This is a genomic window from Enterobacter cloacae complex sp. IR5428, assembly GCF_049238585.1.
GTDB lineage: Bacteria > Pseudomonadota > Gammaproteobacteria > Enterobacterales > Enterobacteriaceae > Enterobacter > Enterobacter intestinihominis.
The window spans coordinates 289,098-305,995 of record NZ_JBMKHV010000006.1 but is presented as its reverse complement, the minus strand read 5'-3'; the positions used below and the strand labels follow the sequence as shown (position 1 = coordinate 305,995).

Below are 16,898 nucleotides of genomic sequence, written 5' to 3'. Positions count from 1 at the left end.
CCTACGAAAGCGTTTGGCACTTATGCCAGACAGAGCGTTGCGCGATGTTTGGCGGATTCGATCCCCAGCTCGATGAGCTCCATAATCTGGATTGCCTGGCTCGCCGGAACCGGATTTTCACCTGAACCGTTCAGCGCGTCACGAATTGCGGCGTAATACGCCGGATAGTTCCCAGGCTGGGTCAACACCGTCTCTTCAACCAGTACCTCACCCTCCGCACGCGTCACCACCCCGTCCCGCATGTCGTAGCCCCAGTCCTCCTGCGGTAAGCGTTCGCCATTTTTGAGGCGCTCTTCCTGCGGATCCAGGCCGAACTTCGCATAGCTGCCGCGCGCCCCGTGAAGGATATAGCGGGCCGATTCCGCCGCCGCAAGCATTGTCCCGTGCAGCACAATGCGCCGCTGCGGATAACTCAAAACGGCGTGGAAATAGTCGGTGGTCTGCGCCCCCGGCCTGAGCTGCGCTAAATCGACCGTCATGCTTACAGGCAGACCAAACAGATGAACGGCCTGATCGAGAAGATGCGGCGCTAAGTCATACCAGATGCCGCTGCCCGGTCCCGCCTGCTCGCGCCAGCGATCTCGCACCTGCGGACGATAACGATCGAAGTGAGACTCAAAAAAAGCAATTTCGCCCAACGTGCCTTCGTTTATCAGCGCTTTGATCGTCAGGAAATCACTATCCCAGCGCCGGTTGTGAAAGACCGACAATAACCGACCCAGGCTTCGCGCCAGCGCATCCAGCTCGCGCGCCTGTGACAACGTCACGGTAAAAGGCTTATCGACAACGACATGTTTGCCAGCCTCCAGCGCCGCTTTCGCCAGGGGGAAATGGGTGTCGTTAGGGGTGGGAATGACAATAAGGTCAATATTAGGATCGTTAAACAGATGCTTAGGCTCCGTTACCACCGGCACGGCTGGCCAGTCGGCATGGACTTTGGTTTCATCGCTGCTTGTGATAGCCGCCAGTTCCATTCCCGGCGTGCCGGCAACCAGCGGCGCATGAAAGGTTTTGCTTGCGTACCCGTAGCCAATAAGACCGACGCGGATGTTTTCACTCATCGTATGCCCCCTCGCTGTGCGCTTATTTATCACTGGCCTTGTGCTTAACGCACAGATTAATAATGTGCCCTGTGAGTTAAAATAGCATCTCGCGAAGGCTTTTTTTGTTACCTCGCATTAAAGTGTGTATATGGGGCCCGGGAATCGTTCCCAAAGCGCTTGCTCTGTCGAAAAGGCCGCTGTAACATTTGTAATCTGTATTTATGGATAAATTACAAACACAAAATATGTCATCAATAATTAATCGAATCATTGAATTAGCGGGATGGATTGTCCTTGGCGTTTCAGTCGTGTTGCTCGGCATTGCCAGCCATATCGATAACTACCAGCCGCCGGAGCCTGTTACTGTTGCTCAACAAAAGTAAGCCACATCGTCATAAAGCGTGACACATTACGTCATGGAACGTATTGCCAGCCGTAATGAACGGGGTTACCCTTCTCTTCCAGGCATCTGCTGATGCCTGAATCTTCGCAAAGAAAACTCCTAATTTCGTCGCGTTACCCGAGTGGACAGTTTACGTCTTTATTAATCCGTTTATTATTCGAACGCATTACCTTTATGGGTATTACCCTTTTATATGGAAACTTATTAATATGACAGTTCAGGACTATTTATTAAAATTTCGCAAGATCAATTCCCTCGAAAGCCTGGAAAAACTGTTTGACCATCTGAACTACACGCTGTCGGATAATCAGGACATCATCAATATGTACCGCGCGGCTGACCATCGTCGCGCCGAACTCGTCTCTGGCGGTCGTCTGTTCAACGTGGGGGAAGTACCTAAATCTGTCTGGCGTTACGTTGTATAAGAAAGTAGCCTTCGGCGTGAAATGTTATATACTTTCCGCCCTGCAAATTTCTGTATAACATTTCGCGCAGACTATGGGAGAGCGTATGACCGCATTGCCTGGAGAGAGAATTGGGGGCTGGTTAATCGCCCCGCTGGCATGGCTGCTGGTGGCTTTATTAAGCGCTTCGCTGGCGCTGTTGCTTTACACCACTGCACTGGTTACTCCTCATGCTATCCAGACACTGATGTCTCAGAGCGCGCTCAATATTGCGACGTGGTTTGTGTCGTTCGTTTTCGCAATCGCGATGTGGTACTACACGCTTTGGCTGACCATCGCCTTCTTCAAACGCCGCAAAAGCGTGCCGAAACATTACATTATCTGGCTGCTGGTCTCCGTGCTGCTCGCCGTCAAAGCGTTCGCTTTTTCGCCAGTTTCTGACACACTGGCGGTTCGCCAGCTACTCTTTCCGTTGCTTGCAACGGCGCTTCTGGTGCCCTATTTCAAGCGGTCGACGCGTGTTAAGAAAACCTTCGTTAACCCGTAATAACCTTACAGTTAACCTGTTGTGGCCTGTTGTCGTTTATCCGATAATAGGCGGCTCTTTTATTTCAGGCTAAATAATGACCGATTACTTACTGCTCTTTGTCGGAACTGTGCTGGTTAATAACTTCGTACTGGTGAAGTTCCTTGGCCTGTGCCCGTTTATGGGGGTCTCCAAAAAGCTGGAGACGGCAATGGGCATGGGGCTGGCCACCACCTTCGTGATGACGATGGCCTCCATTTGCGCATGGCTGATTGATACCTGGATCCTGATCCCGCTGGACATGCTCTACCTGCGCACCTTGTCCTTTATTCTGGTCATTGCGGTGGTGGTGCAATTTACCGAAATGGTAGTGCGTAAAACCAGCCCTGCCCTGTATCGCCTGTTGGGTATTTTTCTGCCCCTCATCACCACCAACTGTGCTGTGCTGGGCGTGGCGCTGCTCAACATCAACCTTGGGCATAATTTCATGCAGTCGGCGCTGTACGGTTTTTCCGCGGCGGTCGGTTTCTCTTTTGTTATGGTCCTGTTCGCGTCGATTCGCGAGCGTCTGGCAGCGGCGGATATTCCCGCGCCGTTTCGCGGTAACGCCATCGCTCTGGTGACCGCAGGTTTAATGTCTCTGGCCTTTATGGGCTTTAGTGGTCTGGTGAAGTTGTAATGAGTGCTATCTGGATTGCCATCGCGTCCATCAGCGTACTGGGACTCGTCTTTGGCATCATTCTGGGTTATGCCTCCCGCCGGTTTGCGGTAGAGGACGATCCGGTGGTAGAAAAAATTGATGAGCTTTTGCCGCAGAGCCAGTGTGGGCAGTGCGGCTACCCTGGCTGCCGTCCTTACGCTGAGGCTGTGGGCGTGCAGGGAGAAAAGATCAACCGCTGCGCGCCGGGTGGCGAAGCGGTCATGCTTAAAATAGCTGCCCTGCTGAACGTCGATCCGCAGCCTGTCGACGGCGATGAACAGGCGCAGGAGCCCGTTCGTGCCCTTGCTGTTATCGACGAAGCCAACTGCATCGGCTGCACCAAATGTATTCAGGCGTGCCCTGTCGACGCCATTGTAGGCGCAACCCGCGCCATGCACACCGTTGTGGCGGACCTGTGCACCGGCTGTAACCTCTGCGTGGCCCCCTGCCCGACGCAGTGTATAGAACTCCGCCCGGTTGAAACGACGACCGAAAGCTGGAAATGGGATCTTCAGACCATTCCGGTTCGCAATATTCCTGTGGAACAACATGCTTAAGTTATTTTCTGCTTTCAGAAAAGAGAAGATCTGGGACTTCGACGGCGGTATCCATCCCCCGGAAATGAAAACCCAGTCAAACGGTACGCCGCTGCGTCAAATTCCGCTGGCGACCCGCTACGTGATGCCATTGAAACAGCACATCGGCGCGGAAGGCGAGCTGTGCGTGAAAGAAGGCGATACCGTCCTTCGCGGCCAGCCGCTGACCTTTGGTCGTGGACGTATGTTGCCGATACATGCCCCGACTTCGGGCAAGGTGGTGGCTGTTGCCCCCCATACCGTTGCCCATCCCTCGGCGTTGTCTGAGCTGAGCGTCATCATTGAAGCCGACGGGGAAGATCTCTGGATCGATCGTGACGGCTGGAGCGACTACCGTTCCCGCAGCCGTGAAGCGCTGATTGAACGCATTCATCAGTTTGGTGTAGCAGGTCTTGGAGGCGCTGGCTTCCCGACCGGCGCCAAACTTCACGGCGGCGGCGATAAAATCGAAACGCTGATTATTAACGCCGCCGAGTGCGAACCGTACATCACCGCCGATGATCGTCTGATGCAGGACTGTGCCGCGCAGGTGGTGGAAGGTATTCGCATTCTTGCGCATATCCTGCAACCCCGCGAAGTGCTGATCGGTATTGAGGACAACAAACCGCAGGCCATTTCGATGCTACGTGCGGTACTGGCGGACAGCCATGATATCGCCCTGCGCGTGATCCCGACCAAATACCCATCCGGCGGGGCGAAGCAGCTGACGCAGATCCTGACCGGAAAACAGGTTCCCCACGGGGGCCGTTCGTCCGATATCGGCGTGCTGATGCAAAACGTGGGTACTGCCTACGCGGTGAAACGTGCGGTGATTGACGGCGAGCCATTGACCGAACGCGTCGTCACGCTGACCGGCGAGTCCGTCTCCCGTCCCGGCAACGTCTGGGCGCGTCTGGGTACGCCGGTGCATCATCTGCTGGAACAGGCTGGCTTCTGCCCGGGGAGCGAGCAGATGGTCATTATGGGCGGCCCGCTGATGGGCTTTACCCTGCCGTGGCTGGATGTGCCAGTGGTGAAGATTACCAACTGCCTGCTCGCCCCTTCCCCAACGGAGATGGGCGGAACGCAGGAAGAGAAAGGTTGTATACGCTGTAGCGCCTGCGCGGATGCGTGTCCGGCAGACTTGCTACCGCAGCAGTTGTACTGGTACAGCAAAGGCCAGCTGCACGATAAAGCCCAGGCGCATAACCTGGCTGACTGTATTGAATGCGGTGCCTGTGCCTGGGTCTGCCCAAGCAATATTCCGCTGGTGCAGTACTTCCGTCAGGAGAAAGCCGAAATCTACGCTATCTCCATGGAAGAAAAACGTGCCGCTGAAGCGAAGGCTCGCTTTGAAGCGCGCCAGGCGCGACTGGAGCGCGAGAAACAAGCCCGTCAGGAACGCCATAAGCAGGCTGCCGTGCAGCCTGCGGCGAAAGATCAGGATGCGATTAACGCTGCCCTCGCCCGTGTGCGGGAGAAGAACGCGACTGCCGCTCAGCCGGTAGCGATCGTGTCTGGCCAAAAGCCGGACAATAGCGAAGCGATTGCCGCCCGCGAAGCGCGTAAAGCCGAAGCGCGCGCACGTCAGGCGGAGAAGGCGCAAAACGCCAAACCGGAAGCCAACACAGACCCGCGTAAAGCGGCGGTGGAAGCGGCTATCGCCAGGGCAAAAGCCCGTAAAGCCGGTCAGCAGACAGTGGTGGTTGAACAGGAAGCGACCGATCCGCGCAAGGCGGCCGTTGAAGCCGCTATCGCCCGCGCCAAAGCACGTAAAGCGGCACAACTTCAGCCTGCCGAAGAGAGTGAAGCGCCTGTCGACCCACGTAAAGCCGCCGTTGAAGCGGCCATCGCCCGTGCCAAAGCACGAAAAGCGGCACAGCAGGACGAACGGCCTGCGGCCGCCAACGACGATCCACGCAAAGCCGCAGTCGCCGCCGCGATTGCGCGTGTTCAGGCAAAGAAAGCCGCGCAGCAAGCCGTTAACGAGGATTAAATGGTTTTCAGAATTGCAAGTTCCCCTTATACCCATAACCAGCGCCAGACATCGCGTATTATGATGCTGGTGTGCCTGGCCGCGTTGCCAGGTATTGCCGTACAGTGTTGGTTTTTCGGCTGGGGTACGCTTTTCCAGTTAGTTCTGGGTTGCGCCAGTGCCGTCGCAGCGGAAGCAGCGATCCTGAAGCTGCGCAAAATGGAGGTGACTCGCATCCTGAGCGATAACTCCGCCCTGTTGACCGGCCTGTTGCTGGCCATCAGCATTCCCCCGTTCGCCCCGTGGTGGATGGTAGTATTGGGAACGGTATTTGCGGTGATCATCGCCAAGCAGCTGTACGGTGGGCTGGGCCATAACCCGTTTAACCCGGCAATGATTGGTTACGTGGTGCTACTGATCTCCTTCCCGGTACAGATGACCAGCTGGCTGCCGCCGCATGAGATCGCCGCCACGGTGCCCGGCTTTATGGATGCCCTGAACGTTATCTTTACTGGCCACACCGCGATGGGCGCGGATATGAACGCGCTTCGCATGGGCGTGGATGGCATCAGCCAGGCCACCCCGCTCGATACCTTCAAAACCTCCCTGCGTGCCGGCCACAGCGTCGAGCAGGTGATGAAATCGTCTATTTACAGCGGCGTACTGGCGGGTGCGGGCTGGCAGTGGGTCAATCTGGCCTACCTGTTGGGCGGTGCCTTCCTGCTGCAACAAAAAGCGATCCGCTGGCATATTCCGGTGAGCTTCCTGGTGACGCTGGCCGTCTGTTCAACACTCGGCTGGGTCATCTCACCTGAGTCACTGGCCAGCCCGCAGCTCCATCTGCTCTCCGGCGCGACCATGCTCGGGGCATTCTTTATTCTGACCGATCCGGTCACCGCCTCTACCACCAACCGAGGTCGTCTGATTTTCGGCGCGCTGGCGGGCTTGCTGGTCTGGCTTATTCGCAGCTTTGGTGGCTATCCGGACGGCGTGGCATTTGCCGTACTGCTGGCTAACATCACCGTTCCGCTCATCGACTACTACACGCGTCCACGCGTGTACGGTCATCGCTAAGGGTTACGCCATGCTAAAGACTATGCAAAAACACGGCGTCACGCTGGCGATCTTCGCCGCCGCCCTCACCGGGCTGACCGCGCTGGTAAATGAACTGACGAAAAGCACCATTGAAGAGCAGGCAATGAAGCAGCAAAAGGCGTTGTTCGATCAGGTGATCCCATCAGACTTCTATGATAATAACATGCAAAAAAGCTGCTTTGTCGTGCAGGCCCCGCAGCTCGGTAAAGGAAGCCACCGCGTTTATATTGCCCGTAAGGGCGAGAACCCGGTGGGTGCCATCATGGAAGCCACCGCGCCGGACGGTTACTCTGGCGCAATTCAGCTGCTGGTAGGCAGCGATTTTTCCGGCACTGTGCTGGGTACGCGCGTGACGGAACATCACGAAACGCCGGGCCTTGGCGACAAAATTGAAACACGCCTGAGCGACTGGATTTTACACTTTGCCGGTAAGATGATTCATGGCGAGGACGATCCTGCTTTCGCGGTGAAAAAAGATGGCGGTGAGTTTGACCAGTTCACGGGCGCCACGATTACGCCCCGCGCGGTCGTCAACGCCGTCAAACGCGCCGGTCTGTATGCCGAAACGCTGCCCGCGCAGATCAATCATCTTTCCGCCTGTGAGGAGTGACCATGAGCCAGATTAAAGAGGTTATCGTCCAGGGACTCTGGAAGAACAACTCGGCATTGGTACAGCTGTTGGGATTGTGCCCGCTGCTGGCGGTGACGTCTACCGCCACCAACGCGCTCGGGCTGGGGCTGGCGACCACGCTGGTGCTGACCCTGACCAACTTCTCCATTTCTGTTTTGCGCCGCTGGACGCCATCGGAAATCCGTATTCCGATTTATGTCATGATCATTGCATCGGTGGTCAGCGTCGTGCAAATGCTAATTAACGCCTACGCATTTGGCCTGTACCAGTCGCTTGGGATCTTCATTCCGCTTATCGTGACTAACTGTATTGTCGTGGGACGCGCTGAAGCCTTCGCGGTGAAAAACAACCCGGCAATTTCCGCGCTGGATGGGTTTTCCATCGGCATGGGCGCGACTGCCGCCATGTTCGTCCTCGGCTCTCTGCGTGAAATTCTGGGCAACGGTACGCTCTTCGACGGTGCGGACGCGCTGCTTGGCGGCTGGGCGAAATCGCTGCGTATCGAGGTGTTCCATACGGACACCCCATTCCTGCTGGCCATGCTACCGCCAGGCGCCTTCATTGGCCTTGGGATGATGCTGGCGTTAAAATACCTGATTGATGAAAAACGTAAACGCCGCGCCGCTGAACGCAGCGTACAGGAAGGGATCCCCGAGAAAGCAGTATGAATAAAGAGAAACGCATTGCGATCCTGACGCGCCTGCGCGATGAGAATCCTCATCCAACGACAGAGCTGAATTTTAACTCGCCGTTTGAACTGTTGATCGCGGTGCTGCTCTCTGCGCAGGCCACTGACGTGAGCGTCAACAAAGCCACGGCCCTGCTCTACCCTGTCGCCAATACGCCGCAGGCCATGCTGGAGCTGGGGGTTGAAGGGGTAAAATCCTATATCAAGACCATCGGCCTGTTTAACAGTAAGGCCGAAAACGTCATTAAGACCTGCCGGATCCTGCTTGAGCAGCACGGCGGTGAAGTCCCGGAAGATCGCGCAGCGCTGGAAGCGTTGCCAGGCGTCGGGCGTAAAACGGCAAATGTCGTGCTCAACACGGCTTTTGGCTGGCCGACGATCGCCGTGGACACTCACATCTTCCGCGTTTCTAATCGCACCCGGTTCGCGCCGGGTAAAAACGTGGAAGAGGTGGAAGAAAAGCTATTAAAAGTGGTCCCTGCGGAATTTAAGGTGGATTGCCATCACTGGCTAATCCTTCACGGGCGCTATACCTGTATTGCACGTAAGCCACGCTGCGGCTCCTGCATTATCGAAGATCTCTGTGAATACAAAGAAAAAGTCTATCCCTGAAGGTACATCCACTTGTTACTGTTCAAGCCCTTAGATTAAACAAGGGCTCTGATATCTTCTCCCTTGGCCGTAATTTTCCCTCTCATTGTCCATAAAGTGTTGTCGATTCTGCGGATATTTAACACTCAAACAGGTTAATAGTTTTTTCATCACCAAAAATTTCTATACATCTGTGATCGCGATCACTCTGATAACTTGATGTTGGATTTTTGTTGTTAAAACCCTCTCCACGCCTTTGCCAGACAAGATCTCATCCATTACTCACCGCATATAAGACCAGTCATTTTTCAGAATATGGGCTATATCACTGCCTTTCACCCAAAATAGCAGAACATATCGCCATACAGCCATTCACCAGGGTCATTTACAGTGAAAAAAACCACCAATTCTCAACGGATGAAATTTAACGCTGCATAACATTTGAGTGAACCGATGATTATACCGCCACAGTTATATGTAACAGATTATTACAAACGTATTGCCAGATGGGGCTGGATAGTGAACATTACCCGCCGTTTCCCCTCCCAATATAACTATAAAGCGGATGGACTACGGTCATCACGCTATGAACACCCCCGTTAATATGGGATGTAAAAAAAGAGGTATATGTGTCTACTGCAAACAATAAACCAACAGATGAGAGCGTAAGTCTTAACGCTTTCAAACAGCCTAAAGCGTTCTATCTCATTTTCTCTATCGAATTATGGGAGCGTTTTGGCTACTACGGCCTGCAAGGGATTATGGCCGTTTACCTGGTTAAGCAACTGGGTATGTCCGAAGCCGATTCCATCACGCTGTTCTCGTCCTTCAGCGCTCTGGTCTATGGCCTGGTCGCCATCGGCGGCTGGTTAGGCGATAAAGTTCTCGGTACGAAACGTGTCATTATGCTGGGCGCCGTGGTTCTGGCGATTGGCTATGGTCTGGTTGCATGGTCCGGGCACGATGCGGGCGTGGTATACATGGGCATGGCTACCATCGCGGTAGGTAACGGCCTCTTTAAGGCTAACCCTTCCTCCCTGCTTTCTACCTGCTACAACAAAGATGATCCGCGTCTGGACGGTGCATTTACCATGTACTACATGTCCATCAACATCGGTTCATTCTTCTCTATGCTGGCAACCCCATGGCTGGCCGCGAAATTCGGCTGGAGCGTAGCGTTTGCGCTGAGCTTCGTGGGTATGCTGATCACCGTTGTGAACTTCCTGTTCTGTCGCAGCTGGGTTAAAGATTATGGTTCTAAACCAGACTTCGAACCCGTGCATATGGGCAAACTGCTGGCAACCATCGTCGGCATTGTGATCCTGGCCGCTGTCGCGACCTGGCTGCTGCACAACCAGGGTATTGCACGTGCAGTACTGGCCGTGGTTGCGCTGGGTATCGTGATTATCTTCGCTAAAGAAGCCTTCGCGATGCAGGGTGCGGCACGTCGTAAGATGATTGTGGCGTTCATCCTGATGCTGGAAGCGATTATCTTCTTCGTCCTGTACAGCCAGATGCCGACGTCCCTGAACTTCTTCGCAATCCGCAACGTTGAGCACTCCATCCTGGGTATCGCGTTCGAGCCGGAGCAGTATCAGGCACTGATACCCGTTCTGGATCATGATTGGTAGCCCGATTCTGGCCGCTATCTATAACAAGATGGGCGACCGTCTGCCGATGCCGCACAAGTTCGCTATCGGTATGGTGCTGTGCTCTGGCGCATTCCTGGTGCTGCCGCTGGGGACGAAATTCGCGACCGACGCGGGTATCGTGTCTGTTAACTGGCTGATCCTGAGCTATGCGCTGCAATCCATCGGTGAACTGATGATCTCCGGTCTTGGCCTGGCGATGGTTGCACAGCTGGTCCCTCAGCGTCTGATGGGCTTCATCATGGGTAGCTGGTTCCTGACGACCGCTGGCGCAGCCATCATTGCAGGTAAGATTGCGAACCTGATGGCGGTACCGGACAACGTTACCGACCCGCTGGTCTCCCTGAACGTCTACGGCACCGTGTTCATGCAAATTGGTATCGCGACAGCCGTAATTGCCGTGCTGATGCTGCTCACCGCACCAAAACTCAATCGTATGACGCAGGACGACGACAAATCCGCTAAAGCGATCAACACCGCGAACGCGTAATGTCATCGGGAAACGACTGAACAGAAGCCGCTAATTGATTAGCGGCTTTTTTTTTATCTGAACGCGCACTAACATAGCGGGAACCTCAGCAAAAAGGAGTTACCGATGAAACTGTTCTATAAACCGGGCGCCTGCTCTCTTGCTTCGCATATCACCCTTCGCGAGAGCGGTAAGGATTTCACGCTGGACGGCGTTGACCTGATGAAAAAGCGCCTGGAAAACGGGGGTGACTTTTTTGCGATTAACCCAAAAGGGCAGGTTCCGGCCCTGCTGCTGGATGATGGTACGCTGCTGACCGAAGGCGTGGCGATAATGCAGTACCTGGCCGACAACGTGCCTGATCGTCAGCTGCTGGCACCAACAGGCAGTATCTCTCGCTATAAAACCCTTGAGTGGCTTAACTACATCGCGACCGAGCTGCACAAAGGCTTTACGCCGCTGTTCCGCCCGGATACTCCGGAAGAGTACAAACCGACCGTACGTGCGTTACTTGAGAAAAAGATGCAGTACATTAATGAATCACTGAAAGACGATCAGTGGATCTGCGGTGCGCGTTTCACCATTGCTGATGCGTATCTGTTTACCGTTCTGCGCTGGGCGCGCGCGGTGAAGCTGAACCTGGAAGGATTAGATCATATTGCGTCGTATATGGAACGCGTAGCGGCACGCCCTGCGGTTGCAGCGGCGCTGAAGGCAGAAGGGTTGAATTAATCCGAGCGCGCTGTATTGCCGGGTGGCGCTGCGCTTACCCGGCCTACACTATCCCTGCTCTTACAATTGGGTTGCGCTGAAATAATGCTCGGGCTTCGCGATGCGATCCTGCGCCGCGACCACCTGGAGCTCATATTCCTGCATCGTCTTCGTCGCAATCATGATTTCATAAACGGCTGCGGTTACGTGCTCCAGCGCATCGCGCAGGCTCGCGCCCTGCAATAGCTTCACCAGCAGCAAACCACTGGTCACATCCCCGACCCCGACAGGCTGACGTGTACCGAAATCCACCAGCGGTCGACTGATGTGCCAGGCTTCATCCTTCGTCACCAACAGCATTTCAAAACGGTCCTGGCTCAACCCTGCGCGTGCCAGGTGCTTAACCAGCACAATCTCTGGCCCCTGGGCGAGGAGCTCGCGAGAGGCGCGTACAGCCTCTTCTACGCTGTTGACCGGATGCTCGCACAGGATCTCAAGTTCAATCAGATTTGGCGCAATAATATCGCTGGCGGGCAATGCATGACGGACATGAAACTCCGCAACGCCCGGCGCGACGATGCAGCCTTTTTCCGGATGCCCCATCACCGGATCGCAGAAATATTTCGCCGCGGGGTTTGCCGCTTTCACCTGGCGCACAATGCCGAGGATATGTTCCCCCTGCTCCGCCGAACCCAGATAACCGCTCAGTACGGCATCGCAGCGTTTAAGCTGGTCGATATCCGCAATCCCCTGAACGATCTCCGTCAGATGCGATGGCGGCATCACGCAGCCGGTCCATTTGCCGTATTGCGTGTGGTTTGAAAACTGAACGGTATTGAGGGGCCAGACGTTGGCCCCGAGGCGGCGCATCGGGAATTCCGCAGCGCTGTTGCCAGCATGTCCAAAAACAACGTGGGACTGAATGGCGAGGATGTTCTTCATGTTGTACTTACCAAACCCTGTCAAAACAAAAGGGGCGTGGTTTCCCACGCCCCTGCGTACTTTTAATTACTTCCAGCAGACCAGGCAGTAATTTTTCTTACCGCGACGCAGCAGCGTGTAGCGACCATAGAGACGGTCGTTCTCGGTAAAGGTGTATTCCGGATCGGCCTGTTTTTCGCCATTAATGGTGATCGCGTTAGAGGCGATGGTTTTACGCGCCTGACCGCGAGACGGCTGGAGCTCGGAGTCCACCAGCGCCTGCATCAGATCGGCGCCTTTTTCCATCTCCACCATCGGCACGCCATCCTGAGCAAGCTGTTCGAAGTCCGCTTCGCTTAAATCGCTCAGGGTCCCGTTGAACAGGCTCGCCGTAATGCGTTTCGCCGCTGCCAGACCTTCTTCACCGTGAACCAGTTTAGTCACTTCGTCGGCCAGCACATACTGGGCGCGCGGTGCTTTACCGCTGTTCTTGTCTTCTTCTTCCAGCGCATTGATTTCTTCGATATCCATAAAGGTGAAGAATTTCAGGAAGCGATAAACGTCGGCATCCGCCGTGTTGATCCAGAACTGGTAGAATTTGTACGGGCTGGTTTTCTTCGGATCCAGCCATACTGCGCCGCCTTCGGTTTTACCAAACTTGGTACCGTCTGCTTTGGTGATCAGCGGCACGGTCAGACCAAACACCTGATTCTGGTGAAGACGACGGGTCAGATCGATACCGGAGGTGATGTTACCCCACTGGTCAGAACCGCCAATTTGCAGCGACACGCCGTGCAGCTTGTTCAGGCAGGCGAAGTCATACCCCTGCAACAGGTTGTAGGAGAACTCGGTGAAAGAGATACCCTGATCGTCACGGTTAAGACGCTGCTTGACCGCTTCTTTGTTAATCATCTTGTTAACAGAGAAGTGTTTGCCGATGTCACGCAGGAACGTCAGCACGTTCATGCCACCAAACCAGTCGTAGTTGTTCGCCGCAATCGCAGCGTTGTCACCACAGTTGAAATCCAGGAACGGTGCAACCTGTTTACAGATCTTATCCACCCACTCCTGCACGGTGTCTTCGGTATTCAGCTTACGCTCAGCGGCTTTGAAACTTGGGTCGCCAATCAGACCAGTCGCACCGCCAACCAGGGCAACAGGCTTATGACCCGCCATCTGGAAGCGTTTCAGGCATAACAATGGAACAAGATGCCCCAAATGCAAGCTGTCAGCGGTGGGATCGAAGCCGCAATAGAGCGCGATCGGGCCTTGCGCCAGTCGCTCTGCTAACGCTTCCTCGTCCGTCACCTGGGCCACCAGGCCCCGCTCTTGCAATTGTTTAATCAAGTTACTGCTTGCCATCAAATTCTCCATGTATAAACGACTGCACCTTTGCCGGTACACGACTTTTCGCCTGATGCGAAAGGACCATAGAATAAAGCGCCAGCGCGGTGTGCGCTAGCGCTTAAATCAACAAATTTTGGGGATTACGGTGCCAGTCGGTCTATTTTCCAGCCACTGTTGTCGCGCTGGTATAAAAAGCGGTCGTGCAGGCGGTGCTCACCGCCCTGCCAGAATTCCATCTGCTCAATGGGGATGCGGAACCCGCCCCAGAAACTCGGCAGCGGCACTTCACCCTGCTGAAACTTCTGTTTGAGTTCGAGGAATTTACTTTCAAGTACGCCGCGGGCCGAGATTCGGCTGGACTGTTTAGAAACCCAGGCGCCAATCTGACTGTCGCGCGGTCGGCTGTGGAAATATTTCACCACTTCGAGCGTAGAGAGGCGCTCTGCCTTGCCGGTAACCATCACCTGGCGCTCAAGCATATGCCACGGGAAGAGCAGGCTAATACGCGGATTATTTTCCAGGTGATGCGCTTTACGACTGCCAAGGTTGGTGTAGAACACCAGCCCTTTCTCGTCATAATGCTTAAGAAGAACGATGCGTTGATACGGCTGACCGTTTTCATCAACCGTGGCAACGACCATAGCCGTCGGGTCGGCCAGTTTCGCTTCGCAGGCCTGTTTCAGCCAGCGTTCAAAAAGCACCAGCGGTTCGGCGGGAAGATCCTGGCGGCGCAGACCGCCTTTGGTGTATTCACGGCGCAGATGCGCAATTTGCTGTAGTTCGTCGTTATCTGACATGGCGTTAGCTGAAAGTGAGATTGGGTGGCGCTATTGTGCGCGTCCCCTTCAAAAATCTCAACGCTTCGGATTTTCCAGCTGACAATTGTTCAGCACAATGCGGTCTCGCTTATAGACGGTGGCGCTGTCACCTTTTGACCAGAAGACGTAGATCCCATCCGTGTAACGCGCCCCGGAGGCGGACATCCCCTGCTTCAGCGTCAACAACTTATTGTCATAAACAAAGCTGGCTTCCTGGCGAGTGTTGTTCAGCTTCACCGTCAGCGGTTTTTCATCACAACGATATTCCAGCGTATCGGTTTGCATACGCTCAACGAACTGGTTATAGACGCTGCATCCGGTCATAAGAAAAGGTACAGCAATGAGAAGAAGTTTTTTCATGGGCAGATTCCGAAGACTATCCTGGTCCTGGAGGGCCTAACCGCCCTCCTGTTTTTCCCTATTTTACGGGTTATGCCTCCCGCTGAATTTCAGTTAACTCTGATTATGGCGCGGATTTGCCGGGAAAATAGCACCGAGGACGCTCGCCTCCCGCGCACCGGTTACGGAGGGTAAATTCCCGGGCAGACCGGCAACCGTACGCCAGGCAAGCCAGGCGAAGGCCAGCGCTTCCATGTCGTCTTCGCTGATCCCGGCTTCGTCAGTGGTCGTGACTTCGGTGCCCGGCAGCAGGGCGGCGAGGCGTGCCATCAGGAGCGGGTTGCGGCTTCCGCCTCCGCATACCAGCAGACGCTCGCACCCGCCGCTGAGCAACACCTGTTCAGAAATCGACACGGCGGTAAGCTCAGTCAGCGTAGCCTGCACATCCTGAGGCGCAAGGCCGGGGAAGCGTGCCAGATGACGTTCAAGCCAGCCGTAGTTGAAATACTCTCGCCCCGTGCTTTTCGGCGCGGGCAGGGCAAAGAATGGATCGCTTAACAGGGCTTGCAGCAAGGGAAGGATCACTTTCCCCTGGCTGGCCCACTGCGCGTCTTTGTCGTAGGGTTTACCGTTCTGACGCCAGATCCAGGCATCCATCAGCATATTACCGGGCCCGGTATCGTATCCACGCACGGGCTGCCCGGGAATGAGCATTGACAGGTTGGCAATCCCGCCAATGTTCAGAACCATTCTGCGCTCCACCGGGTGCGCCAGCAGCGCCTGATGAAATGCCGGAACCAGCGGCGCCCCCTGCCCGCCGAGGGCCATATCGCGACGACGGAAATCCCCCACCACCGTCACGCCGGTTTTTGCCACAATCTGGTTATTATCGCCAATTTGCATCGTGTGCGGCGCCTCGCCGACAGGTTCATGCCAGACGGTCTGCCCATGGCAGCCTATTGCCACGACATCCTGCGGATGAAGTCTTTCTTGCTGCATCAGGGCCAGTACCGCATCAGCAAACAGCGCCCCCAGACGCACATCCAGTTGGCCCAGTTGGGAAAGCGTCAGCTGTTGCCCCTGGCAGATGCTCAGGATCTCTTCTTTTAACGAGACCGGAATAGGCCAGGTCAGGCTTGCCTGCTGCGCCACCATGTTTTCATCAATGGCGGCCAGAACGACATCCACACCGTCAAGACTGGTACCAGACATCACACCGATATAGCGACCCGATTTCATGCGCTTTCCTTACGTTACATGGGCTAAGTGCAACCACTCCATCATAAATAACGCTGCTTTGCTATCCGGTGATAATATTTTTTAACAATCTCAGACCTGTAGCACAGACGGTTTTTGTTTATGTCCCGTTAAGCCCCGTTCAGGTAAAATTTATCTATTCGGCATGCAAAGATATGAACTGTGGTCAGGAATGCCATATAATTTAGCCATAACGGATGCCCCAACCGGGCGTTTTTTGGTGAACAGGAGAGTCAAATGATTTTACGTGTACTGGGCGTTTCGCTGATTGGTTTAACACTGGCGGGTTGTGTGAACGACAATTCACTCTCCGGCGACGTATATAGTGCTTCTGAAGCTAAACAGGTACAGAACGTGACCTACGGTACTATCGTTAATGCCCGTCCTGTTCAGATTCAGGGTGGTGATGACACGAACGTCGTGGGCGCAATCGGTGGTGCTGTGCTGGGTGGTTTCCTGGGTAACACCATTGGTGGCGGCACCGGTCGCTCTCTGGCTACCGCAGCAGGCGCAGTTGCAGGCGGCGTAGCGGGTCAGGGCGTTCAGGGTGCGATGAACAAAACTCAGGGCGTTGAGCTGGAAATCCGTAAAGACGATGGCAGCACCATTATGGTTGTGCAGAAACAGGGTAATACTCGCTTTTCTGCAGGCCAGCGTGTTGTACTGGCAAGCAACGGTAGCCAGGTCACCGTCTCCCCGCGTTAATATCCCGACGGATGCGGTCCTTTCGGGCCGCATCCATTTACAAAAACTATC

The 16,898-nt window shown here is 54.9% G+C and carries 18 protein-coding genes and 1 pseudogene; 13 read left to right on the top strand and 6 right to left on the bottom strand.

The features are described from left to right. Positions 1 to 20: 20 nt before the first annotated feature. Entirely contained in the window at positions 21 to 1,061 is a 1,041-nt protein-coding gene (locus tag ACOTXC_RS11605; RefSeq protein WP_421767670.1) for an oxidoreductase, read from the bottom strand. Positions 1,062 to 1,300: 239 nt separating this feature from the next. Between ACOTXC_RS11605 and blr the strand changes: the two genes are divergently transcribed. The 12 genes and pseudogenes from blr (at position 1,301) to gstA (ending at position 11,481) form a co-directional block, all read left to right on the top strand. Then, complete coding sequence (gene blr / locus ACOTXC_RS11600) at positions 1,301 to 1,426, top strand: division septum protein Blr (protein ID WP_151884424.1); 126 nt, start codon at positions 1,301 to 1,303, stop codon at positions 1,424 to 1,426. Positions 1,427 to 1,655: 229 nt separating this feature from the next. Then, positions 1,656 to 1,871, top strand: a complete 216-nt coding sequence (gene ydgT, locus ACOTXC_RS11595) for a transcription modulator YdgT (protein ID WP_000217941.1) — start codon at positions 1,656 to 1,658, stop codon at positions 1,869 to 1,871. A gap of 85 nt (positions 1,872 to 1,956) precedes the next feature. Then, positions 1,957 to 2,397 (top strand): DUF2569 domain-containing protein, encoded by a 441-nt coding sequence (locus ACOTXC_RS11590; protein WP_063853896.1) that lies wholly within the window; start codon positions 1,957 to 1,959, stop codon positions 2,395 to 2,397. A 76-nt stretch (positions 2,398 to 2,473) separates the two neighbouring features. Further along, complete coding sequence (gene rsxA, locus ACOTXC_RS11585; protein ID WP_022647920.1) at positions 2,474 to 3,055, top strand: electron transport complex subunit RsxA; 582 nt, start codon at positions 2,474 to 2,476, stop codon at positions 3,053 to 3,055. Continuing rightward, entirely contained in the window at positions 3,055 to 3,633 is a 579-nt protein-coding gene (rsxB, locus tag ACOTXC_RS11580; RefSeq protein ID WP_015570664.1) for an electron transport complex subunit RsxB, read from the top strand. Before rsxA ends, rsxB begins: the two co-directional genes overlap by 1 nt. Beyond that, positions 3,626 to 5,647 (top strand): electron transport complex subunit RsxC, encoded by a 2,022-nt coding sequence (gene rsxC / locus ACOTXC_RS11575; protein WP_421767669.1) that lies wholly within the window; start codon positions 3,626 to 3,628, stop codon positions 5,645 to 5,647. The genes rsxB and rsxC overlap by 8 nt, the downstream gene beginning before the upstream one ends. Next, the gene (gene rsxD / locus ACOTXC_RS11570; RefSeq protein ID WP_022647918.1) at positions 5,648 to 6,700 is read left to right on the top strand and encodes an electron transport complex subunit RsxD; all 1,053 of its coding nucleotides are present in this window, start codon (positions 5,648 to 5,650) and stop codon (positions 6,698 to 6,700) included. It begins immediately after the preceding gene. A gap of 10 nt (positions 6,701 to 6,710) precedes the next feature. Continuing rightward, entirely contained in the window at positions 6,711 to 7,331 is a 621-nt protein-coding gene (gene rsxG, locus ACOTXC_RS11565; RefSeq protein ID WP_421767668.1) for an electron transport complex subunit RsxG, read from the top strand. 2 nt (positions 7,332 to 7,333) lie between these two features. After that, a complete protein-coding gene (locus ACOTXC_RS11560; RefSeq protein WP_421767667.1) occupies positions 7,334 to 8,020 on the top strand; it encodes an electron transport complex subunit E in 687 nt (228 codons plus the stop codon). Further along, positions 8,017 to 8,652, top strand: coding sequence for an endonuclease III (nth, locus tag ACOTXC_RS11555; RefSeq protein ID WP_015570668.1), 636 nt, complete (start codon positions 8,017 to 8,019; stop codon positions 8,650 to 8,652). The genes ACOTXC_RS11560 and nth overlap by 4 nt, the downstream gene beginning before the upstream one ends. 608 nt (positions 8,653 to 9,260) lie before the next feature. After that, positions 9,261 to 10,770, top strand: a pseudogene (gene dtpA, locus ACOTXC_RS11550) (dipeptide/tripeptide permease DtpA). A gap of 105 nt (positions 10,771 to 10,875) precedes the next feature. Further along, positions 10,876 to 11,481 carry a glutathione transferase GstA gene (gstA, locus tag ACOTXC_RS11545; RefSeq protein ID WP_045308481.1) on the top strand — a complete coding sequence of 202 codons (606 nt, stop codon included), beginning with the start codon at positions 10,876 to 10,878 and terminating at the stop codon, positions 11,479 to 11,481. A gap of 60 nt (positions 11,482 to 11,541) precedes the next feature. Here the strand turns inward: gstA and pdxY are convergent, their stop codons facing one another. From pdxY to anmK, 5 genes are all read right to left on the bottom strand, one after another. Beyond that, on the bottom strand, positions 11,542 to 12,402 hold the full coding sequence (pdxY, locus tag ACOTXC_RS11540; RefSeq protein WP_063137521.1) for a pyridoxal kinase PdxY: 861 nt from the start codon (positions 12,400 to 12,402) through the stop codon (positions 11,542 to 11,544). Between the two features lie 66 nt (positions 12,403 to 12,468). Further along, positions 12,469 to 13,743 (bottom strand): tyrosine--tRNA ligase, encoded by a 1,275-nt coding sequence (tyrS, locus tag ACOTXC_RS11535; protein ID WP_421767666.1) that lies wholly within the window; start codon positions 13,741 to 13,743, stop codon positions 12,469 to 12,471. 125 nt (positions 13,744 to 13,868) lie between these two features. Beyond that, positions 13,869 to 14,525: a pyridoxamine 5'-phosphate oxidase gene (gene pdxH / locus ACOTXC_RS11530; RefSeq protein ID WP_193147052.1), complete on the bottom strand. Its 657-nt coding sequence runs from the start codon at positions 14,523 to 14,525 to the stop codon at positions 13,869 to 13,871. 57 nt (positions 14,526 to 14,582) lie between these two features. Continuing rightward, positions 14,583 to 14,906 carry a C-type lysozyme inhibitor gene (gene mliC / locus ACOTXC_RS11525; protein WP_022647912.1) on the bottom strand — a complete coding sequence of 108 codons (324 nt, stop codon included), beginning with the start codon at positions 14,904 to 14,906 and terminating at the stop codon, positions 14,583 to 14,585. Positions 14,907 to 14,999: 93 nt separating this feature from the next. Continuing rightward, on the bottom strand, positions 15,000 to 16,124 hold the full coding sequence (gene anmK / locus ACOTXC_RS11520) for an anhydro-N-acetylmuramic acid kinase (RefSeq protein WP_421767665.1): 1,125 nt from the start codon (positions 16,122 to 16,124) through the stop codon (positions 15,000 to 15,002). Positions 16,125 to 16,379: 255 nt separating this feature from the next. On the opposite strand from anmK, the gene slyB reads away from it, so the two are divergent. Next, positions 16,380 to 16,847, top strand: coding sequence for an outer membrane lipoprotein SlyB (gene slyB, locus ACOTXC_RS11515; RefSeq protein WP_022647910.1), 468 nt, complete (start codon positions 16,380 to 16,382; stop codon positions 16,845 to 16,847). Positions 16,848 to 16,898: the final 51 nt, after the last annotated feature.